This window comes from Streptomyces sp. NPDC058008, assembly GCF_042886395.1.
Lineage (GTDB): Bacteria > Actinomycetota > Actinomycetes > Streptomycetales > Streptomycetaceae > Streptomyces.
The window spans coordinates 36,749-51,103 of sequence record NZ_JBHVQX010000042.1 but is presented as its reverse complement, the minus strand read 5'-3'; the positions used below and the strand labels follow the sequence as shown (position 1 = coordinate 51,103).

The window sequence follows — 14,355 nt, the reverse complement described above, 5'->3', positions numbered from 1 at the left end:
GCGGTGCGGGGCCCGGATCCCGGAAGGCGCGGACGGCCCCGGCCGCGACCGTTCCGTCCCGTCGGGGAGACCTCGGTCACGTGCCCCCTAGGATCCCCGTATGAGTGACGTGGACAGCGACGCGGTCCGCCGCGCGTGGGACGGTGTCGTCGCGACGGCCCGGCGGACCGCCGCCGACGGCCTGGTCGTCGGGACCTCGGGCAACGTCTCGGCCCGGGTCGGCGACCTCGTCCTGGTCACCCCGAGCGGGGTGCCCTACGACCGGCTGGGCCCCGGGGACGCGGTCGGGACCGACCTGGAGGGACGGCAGGTCCTGGGAGACATGGTCCCGACCAGCGAACTCCCGCTCCACCTGGCGGTCTACCGCGGCACCGGCGCCGCGGCCGTCGTCCACACCCACGCCGTGCACGCGACGGCCGTCTCCACCCTCGTCACCGAGGTCCCCCTCGTCCACTACGCCGCCGCCCTGCTCGGCGGCCCCGTCCGCACCGCCGCCTACGCGCGCTACGGCAGCGCCGAACTGGCCCGCGGCATGATGACCGCCCTGCGCGGCCGCACCGGCTGCCTGCTGCGCAACCACGGCACCGTCACCTACGGGAACACCCTCGACGAGGCCTACGACCGCACCGCCCAGCTCGAATGGATGTGCAGGCTCTGGCTCACCGCGAGCTCCGTGCCCGGCCACCGCCCCGCCCTGCTCACCCCGGACCAGCTGCGCGAGGTCCAGGACGCCCTGGAGACGTACGGCCAGCCGCCCGGCTGAGCCCGCCCCCGCACCGTACGGCCCCCGCCCGCTGGCAGCCGGCGCCGGCGCCCGGGACACTGGAGCCGTGCGCCCGGCAACAGCGGCGGCAGTGGCCGCCACCTCGGTCCTCGGCGTCGGCGCGGCAGCGGTCGCCGCCGGACGCCACGCCAGCGACGCCGCCCTCGCGGCGCCCTCGCCACGCCCCTTCCCCGGAGACCGCCGTCTCACCGTGCACGCCACCGCGGCCGGCCGGATCACCCTGACCCGTTCGTTCTCCGCGCTGCGCCCCGGCACGTACGGACTGACCGGCCGCGACGTCCACGCGGTGGCAGGCCCGGTGATCGAACAGGCGCCCGGCGACACCGCGGCCTCCGCCGACACCGTCGTACGCCGACTGGAACGCGTGACCCTCGGTAGCCTGAAGCCCGGTGCCAGGGTCCGCCTCACCCCCGAGCTCCACCGAGGGGACCCGTCGGCCGCCCTCGGACTGGCCTACAAGGAGGTCGAGATCCCCGGTGAGCTGGGCGCCCTGCCCGCCTGGTTCGTGCCCGGGGCCCGCGAGACCTGGGTGATCACCGTGCACGGTCTCGGCACCACCCGGGACCACCCCATGAACGTCCTGGGCTTCCTCCACGACCAGCAGTTCCCCGTGCTGGACCTCGCCTACCGCGGCGACCCGGGCGCCCCGCGTTCCCCCGACGGACTCAGCCACCTCGGCGAGTCCGAATGGCGCGACCTCGACGCGGCCATCCGCCACGCCGTGCGCTACGGGGCCGAGAACGTCATCCTGCACGGCTGGTCGACCGGTGCGTCGATGGCCCTCCACGCGACCGTCAACTCCGCCCGCCGCGACCGCGTCAGCGGCCTCGTCCTCGACTCCCCGGTGCTGGACTGGAGGGCCACCCTGCGCGCCCTCGCCTCGGCCCGGGGCGTCCCCTCCGCGCTGCTGCCGCTGGCCGTCCGGGCCGCCCAGGGCCGGACCGGGCTGCACGGCGCCCCGCTGCTGGACACCTCGGTGCCGACGGCCCTGCACGTGCCCACGCTCCTCCTCCACGGCCCCGACGACACCCTGGCCCCCTGGGCCCCGTCGCGGGAGCTCGCCGACCGCCGGCCCGACCTGGTGACCCTGCACTCCGTACCGCAGGCTCCGCACGCGGCGATGTGGAACGCCGACCCGGCGGGATACGAGGAGGCGCTCCGCCGCTTCCTCACGCCCCTGATGTGAGCTGATGGGCCGGAACCACCCGGTTGGTGCCCCGTCCCGGGAGCCCGCCGAACCCCGGTGACACGGCTTCCGTTTGGGCTTTCGGCCCGTCAGAGGCAAGACTGCTCCTCGTGACGTCCCGTACCCCGCGCGACTCCAGGCTGCGACTTGTCCGCCCCCGACCCCAGGCGACCGCCCGTAAGGCCGTGACGACCCGGCGCACCAGGCCGGCCCCCCGCCCACCCGAAGGCACCCCGCCGCCGGCCGAACTGGCGCGGCAGGCCAGGGCGGTACTGGCCGACGCCGTGCGGATCGCCCACTGGGCCGCGGACGGGACGAGCACCGGCGCCGCCCCGCTCGCCGCCCAGGCGCTGGAACGGGCCGCCGCCGCACTCGAACTGTCCCCGGCCCAGGTGCGGTCCGGCTGGGACCGGGCCAGGCTGGCCGGACTCATCGAACTGCACGGCGACACCGCACGCCCCGGCTGGCGGCTGCGCGCCTGGGACCGCGACGAATCCGCGGTCCTCCGCGGGTGGGTGGCGCTCTTCGACGCCTGGTCGCTCGTCCACGCCTCACCCGAGGGCATCGAGGCCACCGCGGTGGCCGAGGCCATCGAGGCCGTGCCCCAGGTGCTCTCCCTCCTCCAGCTCTCGGCGGGCCCCGTCACCGTGCCCGCCCTCCTGGACCTCCTCGGACAGCGCGTCGCGGAACTCCACGAGGAGCGGTGCGAGGTGCCGTACGGGCCCCAGGAACAGCCCGCCCCCGCCGTGGGACGGTCCGCCGAGCTGAACGCGACGCTGCTCGACTGGGCCCTGGAGGGCCTCGCCTCCGTCGGCGCCCTCACGCTCGGCTCCGGCCACGCCACCCTCACCCCGCTGGGCAACTGGGCGGTCTGGGTCAAGCTGGAGCAGATCTGCGTCGCCGCCCAGAGCCCCGCCGGCAACATCGAGCAGTCCGCCGCCGACATGCTCCTCGGCTGCGCCCGGCTCACCCCCGGCCCGGCCCGCGCCGAATACCGGGCCTGGCTGGCCGCGCGGCCCGTCGGCAGCGCCGTGGCCGAACTGCTGGCCGTCGCCCGCGGTGAGGACGCCCTGCTGCGCGGCCTCGCCTTCGAGGCGCTGCGCGTCGTCGGAGCCCCCGCCGAACCCGTGGTCCGCTCCGTGGTCACCGAGACGCCGCTGCGCCCGTACGCACTGCTGTGGCTCGCCGAGTACGAGGGCACCGACCCGGACGACGCCCAGGACGTCCTGAGCCGTGAGGAAGCCACCTGGCTCTGGGTCGACACCGCCGCCGCCGTGGCCGACCACGGAGAGACCGGACTGCTGGTCCGCCATCTCGACTCCGCCGTCCAGGGCACCGTCCCCGCGCTGCTGGACGAGGTCCGGGCCGTCGGGCACCCGCGGACCGTCCAGGTGCTGGTCGCCCTGGCGGCCGCCCACCCGGACCCCGCCCTCGCCAAGGCCGTACGCCGCGCCGCCTTCCAGGTGCACACCGGCGGCGTCTGACCGGGCGGCCCCGGGGGCGGCTCCTCAGCCCGAGGCCCCCGGGGCGTACGTCCCGAAGCTCCAGACGTTGCCCTCGGCGTCCCGCGCCATGTAGTCGCGCGAGCCGTACTCCTGGTCGGTGGGCGGCATGAGGATCTCCACGCCGTGCTCCACGGCCCGCGCGTGGCGGGCGTCCACCTCGTCCACCACCACGTACACCCCGGCGGGCCCGGCCCCCGCCATCGCCTCGGCGAAGACGCCCCCGCGCCCCCTGGAACCGAGCATCACCCTGCCGTTGCCGCAGGACAGCTCGGCATGGAGCACGCTGCCGTCCTCCGCCTCGTGGACCGCCTCCGCGGTGAAGCCCAGGGCCTCGGTCAGCACGCGGATCGCGGCCTTCGCGTCGTCGTACAGGATCGTCGGGAAGACCGTCGGAACGCCGCCCGTACCCGCCATCACGCTCACCCTCTCCCGCACCTACGCCTCTGTGTGATATGCGTCTCAGTCTCCCACCGCCCGTCGGCGGTGTCGGCCGCAGGCCTCGCGCCGGCTCGCGCCCCGGAGCAGGCGCCGCCGCGCACGCCACGGACCTCGGGCGCGTCCCGGCCGCCGTCCTCGCCGGGAGGCCCCCCGCTCCCACCGGCCCGCGGCGGGTGCGCGGTCGCGCGCCGGAGGGCGGGCGGGCCGGCGCGGCGGGGCGGCCCCCGCCAGGGCGCGGACCGGGGCGGTGGCCCGGGATCTGGCGGAAAAGCAGGTGGACACCGCCAGTAGACTGGGTCCCATGGCAATTCTCCTTGTGCATTAGACGGCGTCGAGTCGTGAGCCCGCTGTCCCTCCGCCGTCCACACCGCCCTGGAGTATTTCCGTGATCACCGCATCCGGCATCGAGCTGCGCGCCGGCGCCCGCATCCTCATCGAGTCCGCGTCCTTCCGGATCGCCAAGGGCGACCGCATCGGCCTCGTCGGCCGCAACGGAGCGGGCAAGACGACCCTCACCAAGTGCCTTGCGGGCGAGGGCACCCCGGCGGGCGGGACCATCACCAACTCGGGCGAGGTCGGCTACCTCCCGCAGGACCCGCGCACCGGCGACCTCGACGTCCTGGCCCGCGACCGCATCCTGTCGGCCCGCGGCCTCGACGAGATCCTGCGCAGGATGCGGGAGAACGAGGAGCGGATGGCGAACGGCAAGGGCGCCACCCGCGAGAAGGCGATGAAGAAGTACGAGCGCCTGGAGACGGAGTTCCTCACCAAGGGCGGATACGCCGCCGAGGCCGAGGCCGCCACCATCGCCGCCGCGCTCAGCCTGCCCGACCGGGTGCTCGGCCAGCCCCTGCACACCCTCTCCGGTGGTCAGCGCCGCCGCGTCGAGCTCGCCCGGATCCTGTTCTCGGACGCGGACACCCTGCTCCTCGACGAGCCCACCAACCACCTCGACGCGGACTCGATCGTCTGGCTGCGCGACTACCTCAAGACCTACCGGGGCGGCTTCGTCGTGATCTCCCACGATGTCGAGCTCGTCGAGACGGTGGTCAACAAGGTGTTCTACCTCGACGCCAACCGCGCGCAGATCGACATCTACAACATGGGCTGGAAGCTCTACCAGCAGCAGCGCGAGGCCGACGAGAAGCGCCGCAAGCGCGAGCGTCAGAACGCCGAGAAGAAGGCCGCGTCGCTGAACTCCCAGGCCGACAAGATGCGCGCCAAGGCGACCAAGACCGTGGCCGCGCAGAACATGGCCAAGCGGGCCGAGCGCCTGCTCTCCGGGCTGGAGGCCGTACGGGTCTCCGACAAGGTGGCGAAGCTGCGCTTCCCCGAGCCCTCCCCGTGCGGCAAGACGCCGCTGATGGCCGAGGGCCTCTCCAAGTCCTACGGGTCGCTGGAGATCTTCACCGATGTGGACCTCGCCATCGACAAGGGCTCACGCGTCGTCATCCTCGGCCTCAACGGCGCGGGCAAGACCACCCTGCTGCGGCTCCTCGGCGGCGCGGAGAAGCCCGACACCGGCCAGATCATCGAGGGCCACGGCCTCAAGCTCGGCTACTACGCCCAGGAGCACGAGACCCTGGACCCGGAGCGCACGGTCCTGGAGAACATGCGCAGCGCGGCCCCCGACCTCGATCTGGTCGAGGTCCGCAAGACGCTCGGTTCCTTCCTCTTCTCCGGTGACGACGTGGACAAGCCCGCCGGAGTGCTCTCCGGCGGTGAGAAGACCCGGCTCGCCCTGGCGACGCTCGTCGTCTCCTCCGCCAACGTGCTGCTGCTCGACGAGCCGACGAACAACCTCGACCCGGCCAGCCGCGAGGAGATCCTGGGGGCCCTGCGCACGTACAAGGGCGCCGTCGTCCTCGTGACCCACGACGAGGGCGCGGTCGAGGCGCTCCAGCCGGAGCGCATCATCCTGCTGCCCGACGGGGTCGAGGACCTCTGGGGTGCGGACTACCGCGACCTGGTGGCCCTGGCCTGACCCGCCCGGGTCCCCGGTTCCGGTCCTCGGGCCGGTGATCCAACGCGTCTGGATCATTCGGCCCATCGGTGATCCATCATCTGGGTGAGCGGGTCTCGTACCCCGGCGCGGCGCCCGGCAGATAGCTGCCGGGCGCACTCTTTTCTGCCCCTCCAGCCCCGTACGGCCCTGACCTGGCAGTTTTTCCGGAGGCCCGTCCCGCGGGTCTCCGAGGCCCTTGGGAATGCCTGATTCCGCTTGTGTCGGCCCGCTTCGGAGGGCGTATTCCGGTTCACCGACCTTGCCGAATGGGTGGCCAGGAAGCGCGGGAGGGGTGATCATGAGAGTCCAGAGCGCACTTCCTTGAGGAGGCACGGGTGGCCGAGACTCTGAAGAAGGGCAGCCGGGTGACCGGCGCCGCGCGCGACAAGCTCGCGGCAGACCTGAAGAAGAAGTACGACTCCGGTGCGAGCATCCGGGCGCTGGCCGAGGAAACGGGCCGCTCCTACGGGTTCGTCCACCGGATGCTCAGCGAGTCCGGAGTCACGCTGCGCGGACGCGGCGGAGCGACTCGAGGCAAGAAGGCCGCTTCGGCCTGACGGCGAGCAGGTCCCACGGGCCGGTCCTCACCGGACCGGGGGCCCACCGGAACACCGGGTGGCCACCCGGCCGACCAGTAGGTCGTCCGGGTGGTTACTGTTCAGTACTTGCCAGTAAGTGCTGACTGAACCCGATCCGGAGGCGCCCCATGACCTCGCTCGACTCTGTGCTCGACAAGGACGGCGTACGGCTCACCGTCGAAGACGCGGTTGCCACGGTGACACTCACCCATCCGGCCAAGCGCAACGCTCAGTCTCCCGCTCTGTGGCGGGCGTTGGCGGAGGCAGGACGGGTACTCCCCGGCAGCGTGCGGGTCGTCGTGCTGCGCGGCGAGGGCAAGTCCTTCTCCGCCGGACTCGACCGGCAGGCGTTCGCACCCGAGGGATTCGACGGCGAGCCGTCCTTCATCGACATGGCGCGCGGCACGGAGGCCGAGCTCGACGCGACCATCGCCGGGTACCAGGAGGCGTTCACCTGGTGGCGTCGCAACGACCTCGTGTCCATCGCGGCCGTACAGGGGCATGCGATCGGTGCCGGATTCCAGCTCGCCCTCGCCTGTGACCTGCGGATCGTCGCCGAGGACGTGCAGTTCGCCATGCGCGAGACCAGCCTCGGCCTCGTGCCCGACCTCACGGGCACCCACCCCCTGGTGAACCTCGTGGGGTACGCCCGCGCGCTCGAGATCTGCGCCACCGGGCGCTTCGTGCACGCCGAGGAGGCCGAGCGCACCGGTCTCGCCAACCTCGTGGTCCCGGCCGGCCAGCTCGACGCGGCGAGCCGCGACCTCGCCGCGGCCCTGCTCGCCGCCCCGCGTGACGCCCTCGTCGAGACCAAGGCACTGCTGAGCGGCGCCCTCTCCCGTACGTACGAGGAGCAGCGCACCGCCGAGCGGGCCGCGCAGGGCCGTCGCCTGCGCGACCTCGCCGGCCTCGCCGACTGAGCGGCCGCGACCGGCTCCGCCCCCGCCCGCCGGTGAGGTGCGGAGTCAGTCCCGGTCCACCACCGCCGTGACCAGCACGGCGACCGTCAGAGGGCCTTCCACCGCGTCGGCCACCGCCCCGCGCACCGCCTGTGCGACGTCGAGCGCCCGGTGGTCCCCGGACGCGGCGAGCTCCACCTGGACGTGCCCGTCCCCGTGCGGGGTCCGCGCCGCGCCGCCCAGCACCCGTGTCAGGGAGACGACGCCCGGGACCCCGGCCGCGGCGGCCCCGGCCGCTCCCTCCGGTTCCACCGCGCGGAAGTCGGCGGGCTGCCGGGCTGCGCGCCCGGGCTCCTCCTCCAGCAGCTCCGTCATCCGCAGGTCCACCTCGTCGACCACCAGGCCGAGCCGCTGCGCCGCCGCCGTCAGGAGAGCCGCGCGCAACGCGTCCGCCGTGGCGAGCAGCGGCCGGCGCGCCGTCGCGGAGAACCCGGCCTCGATCCGCAGCGGGCCGGGAGGCAGGGCGCTGGGCGGCCCGGGCGCCGCGGGCTCCGGGGCGTTGTCCGGGTCTGCCGGGGCGATCCTGAGGGTCCCCAGCACGGCCCCCGTTCCGGTCGCGGCGTCCCGCAGGACCGTCGCGGCGGCCCGTTCGGCGATCCAGGAACAGTCGGAGGGGCCGCCCAGAGGGAGCAGTCTGCCCAGTCCGAGCCGCCGGCGTACCGTGGCGGTCCATCCGTCGGCCCCGTGCGGGCCGTCAGCCGTTGTCATTGCTCCACCCTGCCCCATCCACGGCGCGCGACCGGGCAAGCACACATAGTGTGGGGGCCGTAAGTCCAAAACCGCCCCGAAGGGAAGTGCGGCGATGACCGAGAGCCCACAGCGGAACCGGCCCGACAGCCCCGGCACTGCGTCCGGCGGGGACGACGGCAGGCAGAGCCAGCTCACCAAGCGCGGCGGGGGAGCCCCCGCCACCCGTGGACGCACCACCATCGCCGATGGTGTGGTCGAGAAGATCGCCGGAATGGCGGCACGGGACGTCGTCGGGGTCCACGCCATGGGCAGCGGCCTCTCCCGGACCTTCGGGGCGGTGCGTGACCGCGTCCCCGGCGGCAAGTCGGTGACCCGCGGCGTCAAGGCGGAGGTCGGCGAGTCGCAGACCGCGCTCGACCTGGAGATCGTGGTCGACTACGGCGTGGCGATCAGCGAGGTGGCCCGTGACGTGCGCGAGAACGTCATCGCGGCCGTCGAGCGGATGACCGGCCTGGAAGTCGTCGAGGTCAACATCGCGGTGAGCGACGTCAAGCTGCCCGACGAGGAGGACGACGAGGGCGAGTCCGAGACACGCGTCCAGTAGACCTCCCGCGCGCGGCAGTTGAGGAGAGCACACGATGAGCATGGCTGTGGTCGGCCTGGTGGCCGGCATGGCACTCGGTTTCGCCGGGTACTTCGGCGGATTCGGGGCCTTTCTGCTGGTGGCGGCGCTGGGCGCGGTCGGCTTCATCGCCGGCCGCTTCCTGGACGGCGACCTGGAACCCGGCGACTTCTTCCGGAGTCGCGAGCGCGGCGACCGGCGACGGTGACGGGGGGAACCGGCCGGGTCGCCGCCGCCGAGCGCGGGCAGACCCGGATCGCCGACCGGGTCGTCGCGAAGATCGCCGCGCAGGCGGCGAAGGAGGCCGTCGACGAGCGGCCCCAGAACGCGGCCCCGCCGCGGGCCACCGTCACCGTGCACCACGACACCGCCCGGGTCAGGGTCAGTCTCGACCTCGCCTACCCCTGCGACATCGGCCGGCAGTGCGGGTCGGTGCGTCGCCGGGTGGCCGAGCGGGTAAGAGCCCTGGCGGGGATGGAGGTGCCCGAGGTGGCGGTCCAGGTCGAACGGCTGCATCCGTCGGGAGCGGGCACCGCACCGGAGGGGAGCACCCGATGACCGAGCCCCGGGAACCTGAGAACAGCACGCAGCGCCTGCCCACCGTCGAACAGGCGCCGGGCGGCGTGCTCGAGATGGACCAGTCCGCGTCCGGCTCGACCTACGAACCCGCCGCGCCGCCGGAGGAGCCGGGCGGCAGGGCGGGCCGCTTCTGGTCCGGGCGCAGGGTCCCGGCGGCGCTGCTCGCCCTCGTCGTCCTCGGTGGCGCCGGACTCCTGCTCTACGACGTCGCGGCGGTGCGCGCGGGACACCCGGCCATGCAGTGGCGGCGTACCGTCGCGGACGACCTGGCCCGCCGTCAGCTCGACGACGTATGGCTCCTCGCGGGGCCCGCCCTGGCGGCCGCCCTCGGCCTCTGGCTGCTGCTCCTGGCCCTCACCCCCGGGCTGCGCGCCCTGCTCCCCATGAGCCGCCGGCACGCCGGGGTCCGGGCCGGGCTCGACCGGAACGCCGCCGCCCTGGTCCTGCGCGACCGGGCCGTGGAGGTCGCCGGCGTGCAATCCGTTCGGGTGAAGATGAGCCGTCGCAAGGCGACGGCGCGGGCCCTGTCGCACTTCCGTGAACTCGACGACGTCAGGGCCGACCTGGACACCGTCCTCGCCACGGCCGTCAGCGAACTGGGCCTGGCCCGGCCGCCACGCCTGTCCGTGCGCGTGCGCCGGCCGGCGAAGAAGGGGTGACCTCGTGATCACAACCGTCAACCGGGTCCTGCTCGGCCTGGCAGGGCTGGTCCTCCTCGTCGCCGGCGGTGCCGTCCTCGCGACGGGGCTCGGCGCGTCCGTGCCCTCCTGGTGGCCCTACGACGGCAGGCACGACGTGCTGCTCAGCAAGGCCGACCGGACCCGGTGGCGGGACGACGGCTGGTGGTGGCCGACCGTCATCGCGGTCCTCGCCGTCCTGGTCGTCCTCGCGCTGTGGTGGTTCCTCGCCCAGCTGCGCCGCGGGCGCCTCGCCGAGGTGCTCGTGGACAGCGGCGACGGTCAGGGCGCGCTGCTGCGCGGAAGGGCCCTGGAGGGCGCGCTCGGCGACGAGGCGGCGGGCCTGGACGGGGTGGCCGAGGCCAAGGTCAGGCTGACCGGCCGGCGCACCGCCCCGCGGGCCCGGGTCCGGATGCTGCTGGATCCGCACGCGGCCCCGGGGCCGGCCCTGCGCGGCCTCGCGGAGGGGGCGCTGACCCACGCGCGGACCTCGGCCGGGCTGGAGGAACTGCCCGCCGAGGTCCGGCTGAAGGCCGTCAAGCACCGTGCGGAGCGGGTGAGCTGACGCACCGCCTGCGCGCGGGTGCGTCAGAACCCGTGCCGGGCACCGCCGTCGACCGGCACCATGATGCCCGTGAGGTACGAGGCGGCCGGGGAGAGCAGGAAGGCCGAGGTCTTCCCGAACTCCTCCGGGGTGCCGTAGCGGCGCAGCGGGATCCGCGCCTCGTTCGCCGTGCGGGCCGCCTCCGCGTCGCCGGACAGGGCGTCGAGCTCACGCACCCGGTCCGTGTCGATCCGGGACGGCAGCACCCCGACGACCCGGATGCCACGCGGGCCCAGCTCGTCGGCGAGGGATTTGGCGAAACCGGCGAGGCCGGGGCGCAGTCCGTTGGAGATCGTCAGCCCCGCGATCGGCTCGTGCACCGACCCCGACAGGACGAAGCCGATGACACCGCCCTCGCCGAGCGCCTCGGCCGCCGTACGCGCCAGGCGCACGGCACCGAGGAAGACCGACTCGAAGGCCGACTGCCACTGGTCGTCCGTGTTGTCGGCCAGGAAGCCCGGAGCGGGGCCGCCGACGCTGATGAGAATGCCGTCCAGCCTGCCGAAGCGTTCCTTCGCGGTGTCCACGAGCCGCCGGGCCGCCAGCGGGTCGGCGTTGTCCGCGGCGAGTCCGACCGCGTCGGGGCCCAGCTCGGCGGCGGCCTCGGCGGCGGTCTTCTCGTCACGGCCGGAAACGATCACCTTCGCGCCGTCGGCGGCGAGAGCGCGCGCGGTGGCGTTGCCCAGCCCCCGGGTCGCCCCGGTGACGATGTACACACGGTCCTTCAGTCCAAGATCCATGGCCCTATCCTGCCAAGTCCTCACCGGCCAGGGCGACCGCGCTGTTCACCAGGCCGACGTGGCTGAACGCCTGCGGGAAGTTGCCGAGCTGGCGCCCGGTCACCGAGTCGTACTCCTCGGCCAGCAGCCCCACGTCGTTGCGCAGCTCCAGCAGCCGGTCGAAGAGCACCTCCGCCTCCTTCCTGCGGCCCGTCCGCAACAGGGCGTCGACCAGCCAGAACGAGCAGGCCAGGAACGCTCCCTCGTCACCGGGGAGGCCGTCCACCGACGCGCCCTCGGTGCTGTAGCGGCGGATCAGGCCGTCGTGGGCGAGCTCGCTGCGTACCGCGTCGACCGTCCCGATCACCCGCGGGTCGTCGGGCGGGAGGAAGCCGGTGCGCACGATGAGCAGCGTCGAGGCGTCCAGCTCCCGGGAGCCGTAGTACTGGGTGAAGGTGTTGCGCTCGGGGTCGTAGCCCTTCTCGACGACCTCCGCGTGCACGGCCTCGCGCATCGCCCGCCACCGGCCCGCGTCGCCCGGCAGGTCCGGATTCTCCTCCAGGGTGCGCACCGCCCGGTCGGCCGCGACCCAGGCCATCACCTTGGAGTGCACGAAGTGGCGGCGTTCGCCGCGCACCTCCCACAGGCCCTCGTCCGGCTCGCGCCAGGAGGACTCCAGGAAGCCGAGCAGGCTGAGCTGAAGGTTCCAGGCGTGCGGCTTGTCGTCGAGTCCGGCGGCGCGGGCCACCCTGAGCGAGTCGATGACCTCGCCGTAGACGTCGAGCTGACGCTGCCGCACCGCCGCGTTGCCGGTGCGCACCGGCAGCGAGTTCTCGTAGCCGCTCAGCCACGGCAGCTCCGTCTCGGGGAGCCGGCGCTCGCCGGCCAGCCCGTACATGATCTGGAGGTCGGCGGGGTCACCCGCCACCGCCCGGAGCAGCCAGTCCCGCCAGGCCGCAGCCTCCTCCACGTATCCGGCCGAGATCATGGCGCCCAGGGTGAGCGTGGAGTCCCGCAGCCAGCAGTAGCGGTAGTCCCAGTTCCGTACGCCTCCGATCTCCTCCGGCAGCGAGGTCGTCAGGGCCGCCACGATGCCGCCGGTGGGGGCGTAGGTGAGCGCCTTCAGGGTGATCAGGGAGCGGAGCACCGCCTGCCGGTGCCTGCCGTGGTAGGTGCACCGCGCCGACCACCTGGCCCAGTCGGTGAGGGTGTGCTTCAGCGACTTGTGGGGGTCGATCAGCTTCGGGCGGGGGGAGTGCGAGGGGTGCCAGGTGAGGACGAACGCCACGGACTCGCCCTCGGCGACCGTGAAGGAGGAGCAGGTGCTGAACTGCTGGCCCCACGTCTTGACCGAGGGCTCGCTGCGCAGCCAGACGGAGTCGGGGCCCGCCACCGCCACCCGGTGGCCGTGCGAGCGGCGCATCCACGGGACCACGGAGCCGAAGTCGAACCGCAGCCGCAGGACGGAGCTCATGTCGACGCTGCCGCTGACGCCCTCGATGATCCGCATGACGTCGGGCGCCTTGTCGCGCTGGGGCATGAAGTCGATGACCTTGACGGTCCCGGTCCTCGTCTCCCAGTAGGTCTCCAGGACCAGGGAGTCGTCCACGTAGGCGCGGCGGGTACAGGTGTCCGTGCTGTCCGTGCCCTGGGGGGCGATGCGCCAGTGGCCGTTGTCCTCGTCGCCGAGCAGGGCCGCGAAACAGGCGCCCGAGTCGAAGCGGGGCAGGCACAGCCAGTCGATAGAACCGTTCCTGCCCACCAGGGCAGCCGTCTGGAGATCGCCGATGACGGCGTAGTCCTCGATGCGTGGGGTCACGCTCAGGCGTCTTCCCGAACCTGGGCCGCGCTAAGCAGCGGGACCGGTGCGGACGGGCCCGCAGGGGCGGCGCTCAGGCGGTCGCGGGCTCCGGCTCGGCCGTCTTCTCCCCGTCCTTCGCGGCTTCCTCGCGGTCGCGCTTCTCACGGCGTACGAGAATCACCCAGCCGACGGGGACCCCGGCGGCGAAGAGCCACCACTGCACCGCGTAGGCCATGTGAGGGCCGATGGAGCTGTCGTCGGGGGCCGCGATCGTCTCGGGGCTGCCGTCCTCGGGCGCGGGGCCGGTCAGCTCGACGTACCCGCCCAGCACGGGACGGCCGAGCAGATGCGACTGCTGGGAGCTGTTCATCAGCATCACCTGGCGGTCCGGCAGGCCCTCCAGGTCCTTGATGCCGCTGGCGCTCGTCGTCTCGTCCGCCTTGAGCCGGCCCGTGACGGTGACCTCGCCGCGCGGCGGCGCGGGGACCTCGGGGAAGGCCTGCTGGTCGTCGGCGGCCGGTACCCAGCCGCGGTTGACCAGGACGGTGCCCCCGCCCTTGAGGTCCAGCGGGGTCAGGACCAGTACGCCGATGCGCTCGTCCTGCGAGGTGCGGCGGCGCACGACCACCTCGTGCTCGGTGTCGAACGTCCCGGTGGCCGTCACCGCACGCCAGTAGTCGGAGCGCGGGACGGTGTGCGCGGGGGAGGTGAGGCGGGTGACGGGGACCGGGGCCGATTCGAGGTTCCGCGTGATCAGCGCGTTCTGCTCGACCCGGTGTTCATGCCGGTGCAGCTGCCAGAAACCCAGCTCCACCATGGTGGGGATCATGACGAGGACGAGGAGGGTGAGAATCACCCACTGCCGGGTCAACAGGAAGCGGTACACCCCATGACCGTACAACCGGGGTCATGGGGTGCGGCACGGAGGGTCCCCCGTGCGGACGGGACGGGCCGTCACACTTTGTCCACGATGCCCGCCCTTCCCTCGGCGCGGGCGCAGTGGCCGCCGCAGTACCAGTGGCCGTCCACCTCGACGCCCTGGCCGATGACCTGGACGCGGCAGTGCTCACAGATGGGCGCCATGCGGTGGATGGCGCAGGAGAAGCAGTCGAAGACGTGCACCGCGCCCTGCGCGTGCACCTCGAAGGACATCCCGTAGTCGTTTCCGCAAACCTCACAACGTGCCATGCGCCACAGGGTGGGACGCC

General features: G+C 73.5%; 17 protein-coding genes. 11 read left to right on the top strand and 6 right to left on the bottom strand.

What is annotated here, in order from left to right; all coding sequences use genetic code 11:
* The first annotated feature begins 100 nt into the window (after positions 1 to 100).
* From ACFVS9_RS31000 to ACFVS9_RS30990, 3 genes are all read left to right on the top strand, one after another.
* A complete protein-coding gene (locus ACFVS9_RS31000; protein WP_383116659.1) occupies positions 101 to 763 on the top strand; it encodes a class II aldolase/adducin family protein in 663 nt (220 codons plus the stop codon).
* A gap of 67 nt (positions 764 to 830) precedes the next feature.
* Positions 831 to 1,970, top strand: a complete 1,140-nt coding sequence (locus tag ACFVS9_RS30995; RefSeq protein WP_389937742.1) for an alpha/beta hydrolase — start codon at positions 831 to 833, stop codon at positions 1,968 to 1,970.
* 185 nt (positions 1,971 to 2,155) lie between these two features.
* Entirely contained in the window at positions 2,156 to 3,454 is a 1,299-nt protein-coding gene (locus ACFVS9_RS30990) for a hypothetical protein (protein ID WP_389937769.1), read from the top strand.
* Between the two features lie 24 nt (positions 3,455 to 3,478).
* Here the strand turns inward: ACFVS9_RS30990 and ACFVS9_RS30985 are convergent, their stop codons facing one another.
* Positions 3,479 to 3,889 (bottom strand): VOC family protein, encoded by a 411-nt coding sequence (locus ACFVS9_RS30985; protein WP_389937766.1) that lies wholly within the window; start codon positions 3,887 to 3,889, stop codon positions 3,479 to 3,481.
* 409 nt (positions 3,890 to 4,298) lie between these two features.
* Here ACFVS9_RS30985 and ACFVS9_RS30980 point away from each other — a divergent pair, with 409 nt between their 5' ends.
* The 3 genes from ACFVS9_RS30980 to ACFVS9_RS30970 all read left to right on the top strand — a co-directional run bounded on the left by ACFVS9_RS30980 (position 4,299) and on the right by ACFVS9_RS30970 (position 7,416).
* On the top strand, positions 4,299 to 5,897 hold the full coding sequence (locus tag ACFVS9_RS30980) for an ABC-F family ATP-binding cassette domain-containing protein (RefSeq protein WP_383116656.1): 1,599 nt from the start codon (positions 4,299 to 4,301) through the stop codon (positions 5,895 to 5,897).
* 356 nt (positions 5,898 to 6,253) lie between these two features.
* Positions 6,254 to 6,475, top strand: a complete 222-nt coding sequence (locus ACFVS9_RS30975) for a helix-turn-helix domain-containing protein (protein ID WP_006123601.1) — start codon at positions 6,254 to 6,256, stop codon at positions 6,473 to 6,475.
* Between the two features lie 149 nt (positions 6,476 to 6,624).
* The gene (locus ACFVS9_RS30970) at positions 6,625 to 7,416 is read left to right on the top strand and encodes an enoyl-CoA hydratase/isomerase family protein (RefSeq protein WP_383116655.1); all 792 of its coding nucleotides are present in this window, start codon (positions 6,625 to 6,627) and stop codon (positions 7,414 to 7,416) included.
* A 45-nt stretch (positions 7,417 to 7,461) separates the two neighbouring features.
* Here the strand turns inward: ACFVS9_RS30970 and ACFVS9_RS30965 are convergent, their stop codons facing one another.
* Positions 7,462 to 8,163, bottom strand: coding sequence for a hypothetical protein (locus ACFVS9_RS30965; protein WP_383116654.1), 702 nt, complete (start codon positions 8,161 to 8,163; stop codon positions 7,462 to 7,464).
* A gap of 94 nt (positions 8,164 to 8,257) precedes the next feature.
* Between ACFVS9_RS30965 and ACFVS9_RS30960 the strand changes: the two genes are divergently transcribed.
* The 5 genes from ACFVS9_RS30960 to amaP are packed head-to-tail and all read left to right on the top strand — an operon-like array spanning position 8,258 to position 10,588.
* Entirely contained in the window at positions 8,258 to 8,749 is a 492-nt protein-coding gene (locus ACFVS9_RS30960; protein WP_383116653.1) for an Asp23/Gls24 family envelope stress response protein, read from the top strand.
* A gap of 34 nt (positions 8,750 to 8,783) precedes the next feature.
* Complete coding sequence (locus ACFVS9_RS30955; protein WP_030920082.1) at positions 8,784 to 8,975, top strand: hypothetical protein; 192 nt, start codon at positions 8,784 to 8,786, stop codon at positions 8,973 to 8,975.
* Complete coding sequence (locus tag ACFVS9_RS30950; protein ID WP_389937737.1) at positions 8,972 to 9,325, top strand: hypothetical protein; 354 nt, start codon at positions 8,972 to 8,974, stop codon at positions 9,323 to 9,325. The genes ACFVS9_RS30955 and ACFVS9_RS30950 overlap by 4 nt, the downstream gene beginning before the upstream one ends.
* Entirely contained in the window at positions 9,322 to 10,005 is a 684-nt protein-coding gene (locus tag ACFVS9_RS30945; RefSeq protein WP_389937734.1) for a DUF6286 domain-containing protein, read from the top strand. Before ACFVS9_RS30950 ends, ACFVS9_RS30945 begins: the two co-directional genes overlap by 4 nt.
* 4 nt (positions 10,006 to 10,009) lie before the next feature.
* A complete protein-coding gene (gene amaP, locus ACFVS9_RS30940) occupies positions 10,010 to 10,588 on the top strand; it encodes an alkaline shock response membrane anchor protein AmaP (protein WP_383116650.1) in 579 nt (192 codons plus the stop codon).
* Positions 10,589 to 10,611: 23 nt separating this feature from the next.
* Here the strand turns inward: amaP and ACFVS9_RS30935 are convergent, their stop codons facing one another.
* From ACFVS9_RS30935 to ACFVS9_RS30920, 4 genes are all read right to left on the bottom strand, one after another.
* A complete protein-coding gene (locus ACFVS9_RS30935) occupies positions 10,612 to 11,367 on the bottom strand; it encodes an SDR family oxidoreductase (RefSeq protein ID WP_383116649.1) in 756 nt (251 codons plus the stop codon).
* Between the two features lie 4 nt (positions 11,368 to 11,371).
* A complete protein-coding gene (locus ACFVS9_RS30930) occupies positions 11,372 to 13,165 on the bottom strand; it encodes a glycoside hydrolase family 15 protein (RefSeq protein ID WP_383116648.1) in 1,794 nt (597 codons plus the stop codon).
* Positions 13,166 to 13,238: 73 nt separating this feature from the next.
* A complete protein-coding gene (locus tag ACFVS9_RS30925) occupies positions 13,239 to 14,033 on the bottom strand; it encodes an SURF1 family protein (RefSeq protein ID WP_383116647.1) in 795 nt (264 codons plus the stop codon).
* 68 nt (positions 14,034 to 14,101) lie between these two features.
* Positions 14,102 to 14,335 carry a hypothetical protein gene (locus ACFVS9_RS30920; protein WP_073747930.1) on the bottom strand — a complete coding sequence of 78 codons (234 nt, stop codon included), beginning with the start codon at positions 14,333 to 14,335 and terminating at the stop codon, positions 14,102 to 14,104.
* Between the last annotated feature and the right edge of the window lie 20 nt (positions 14,336 to 14,355).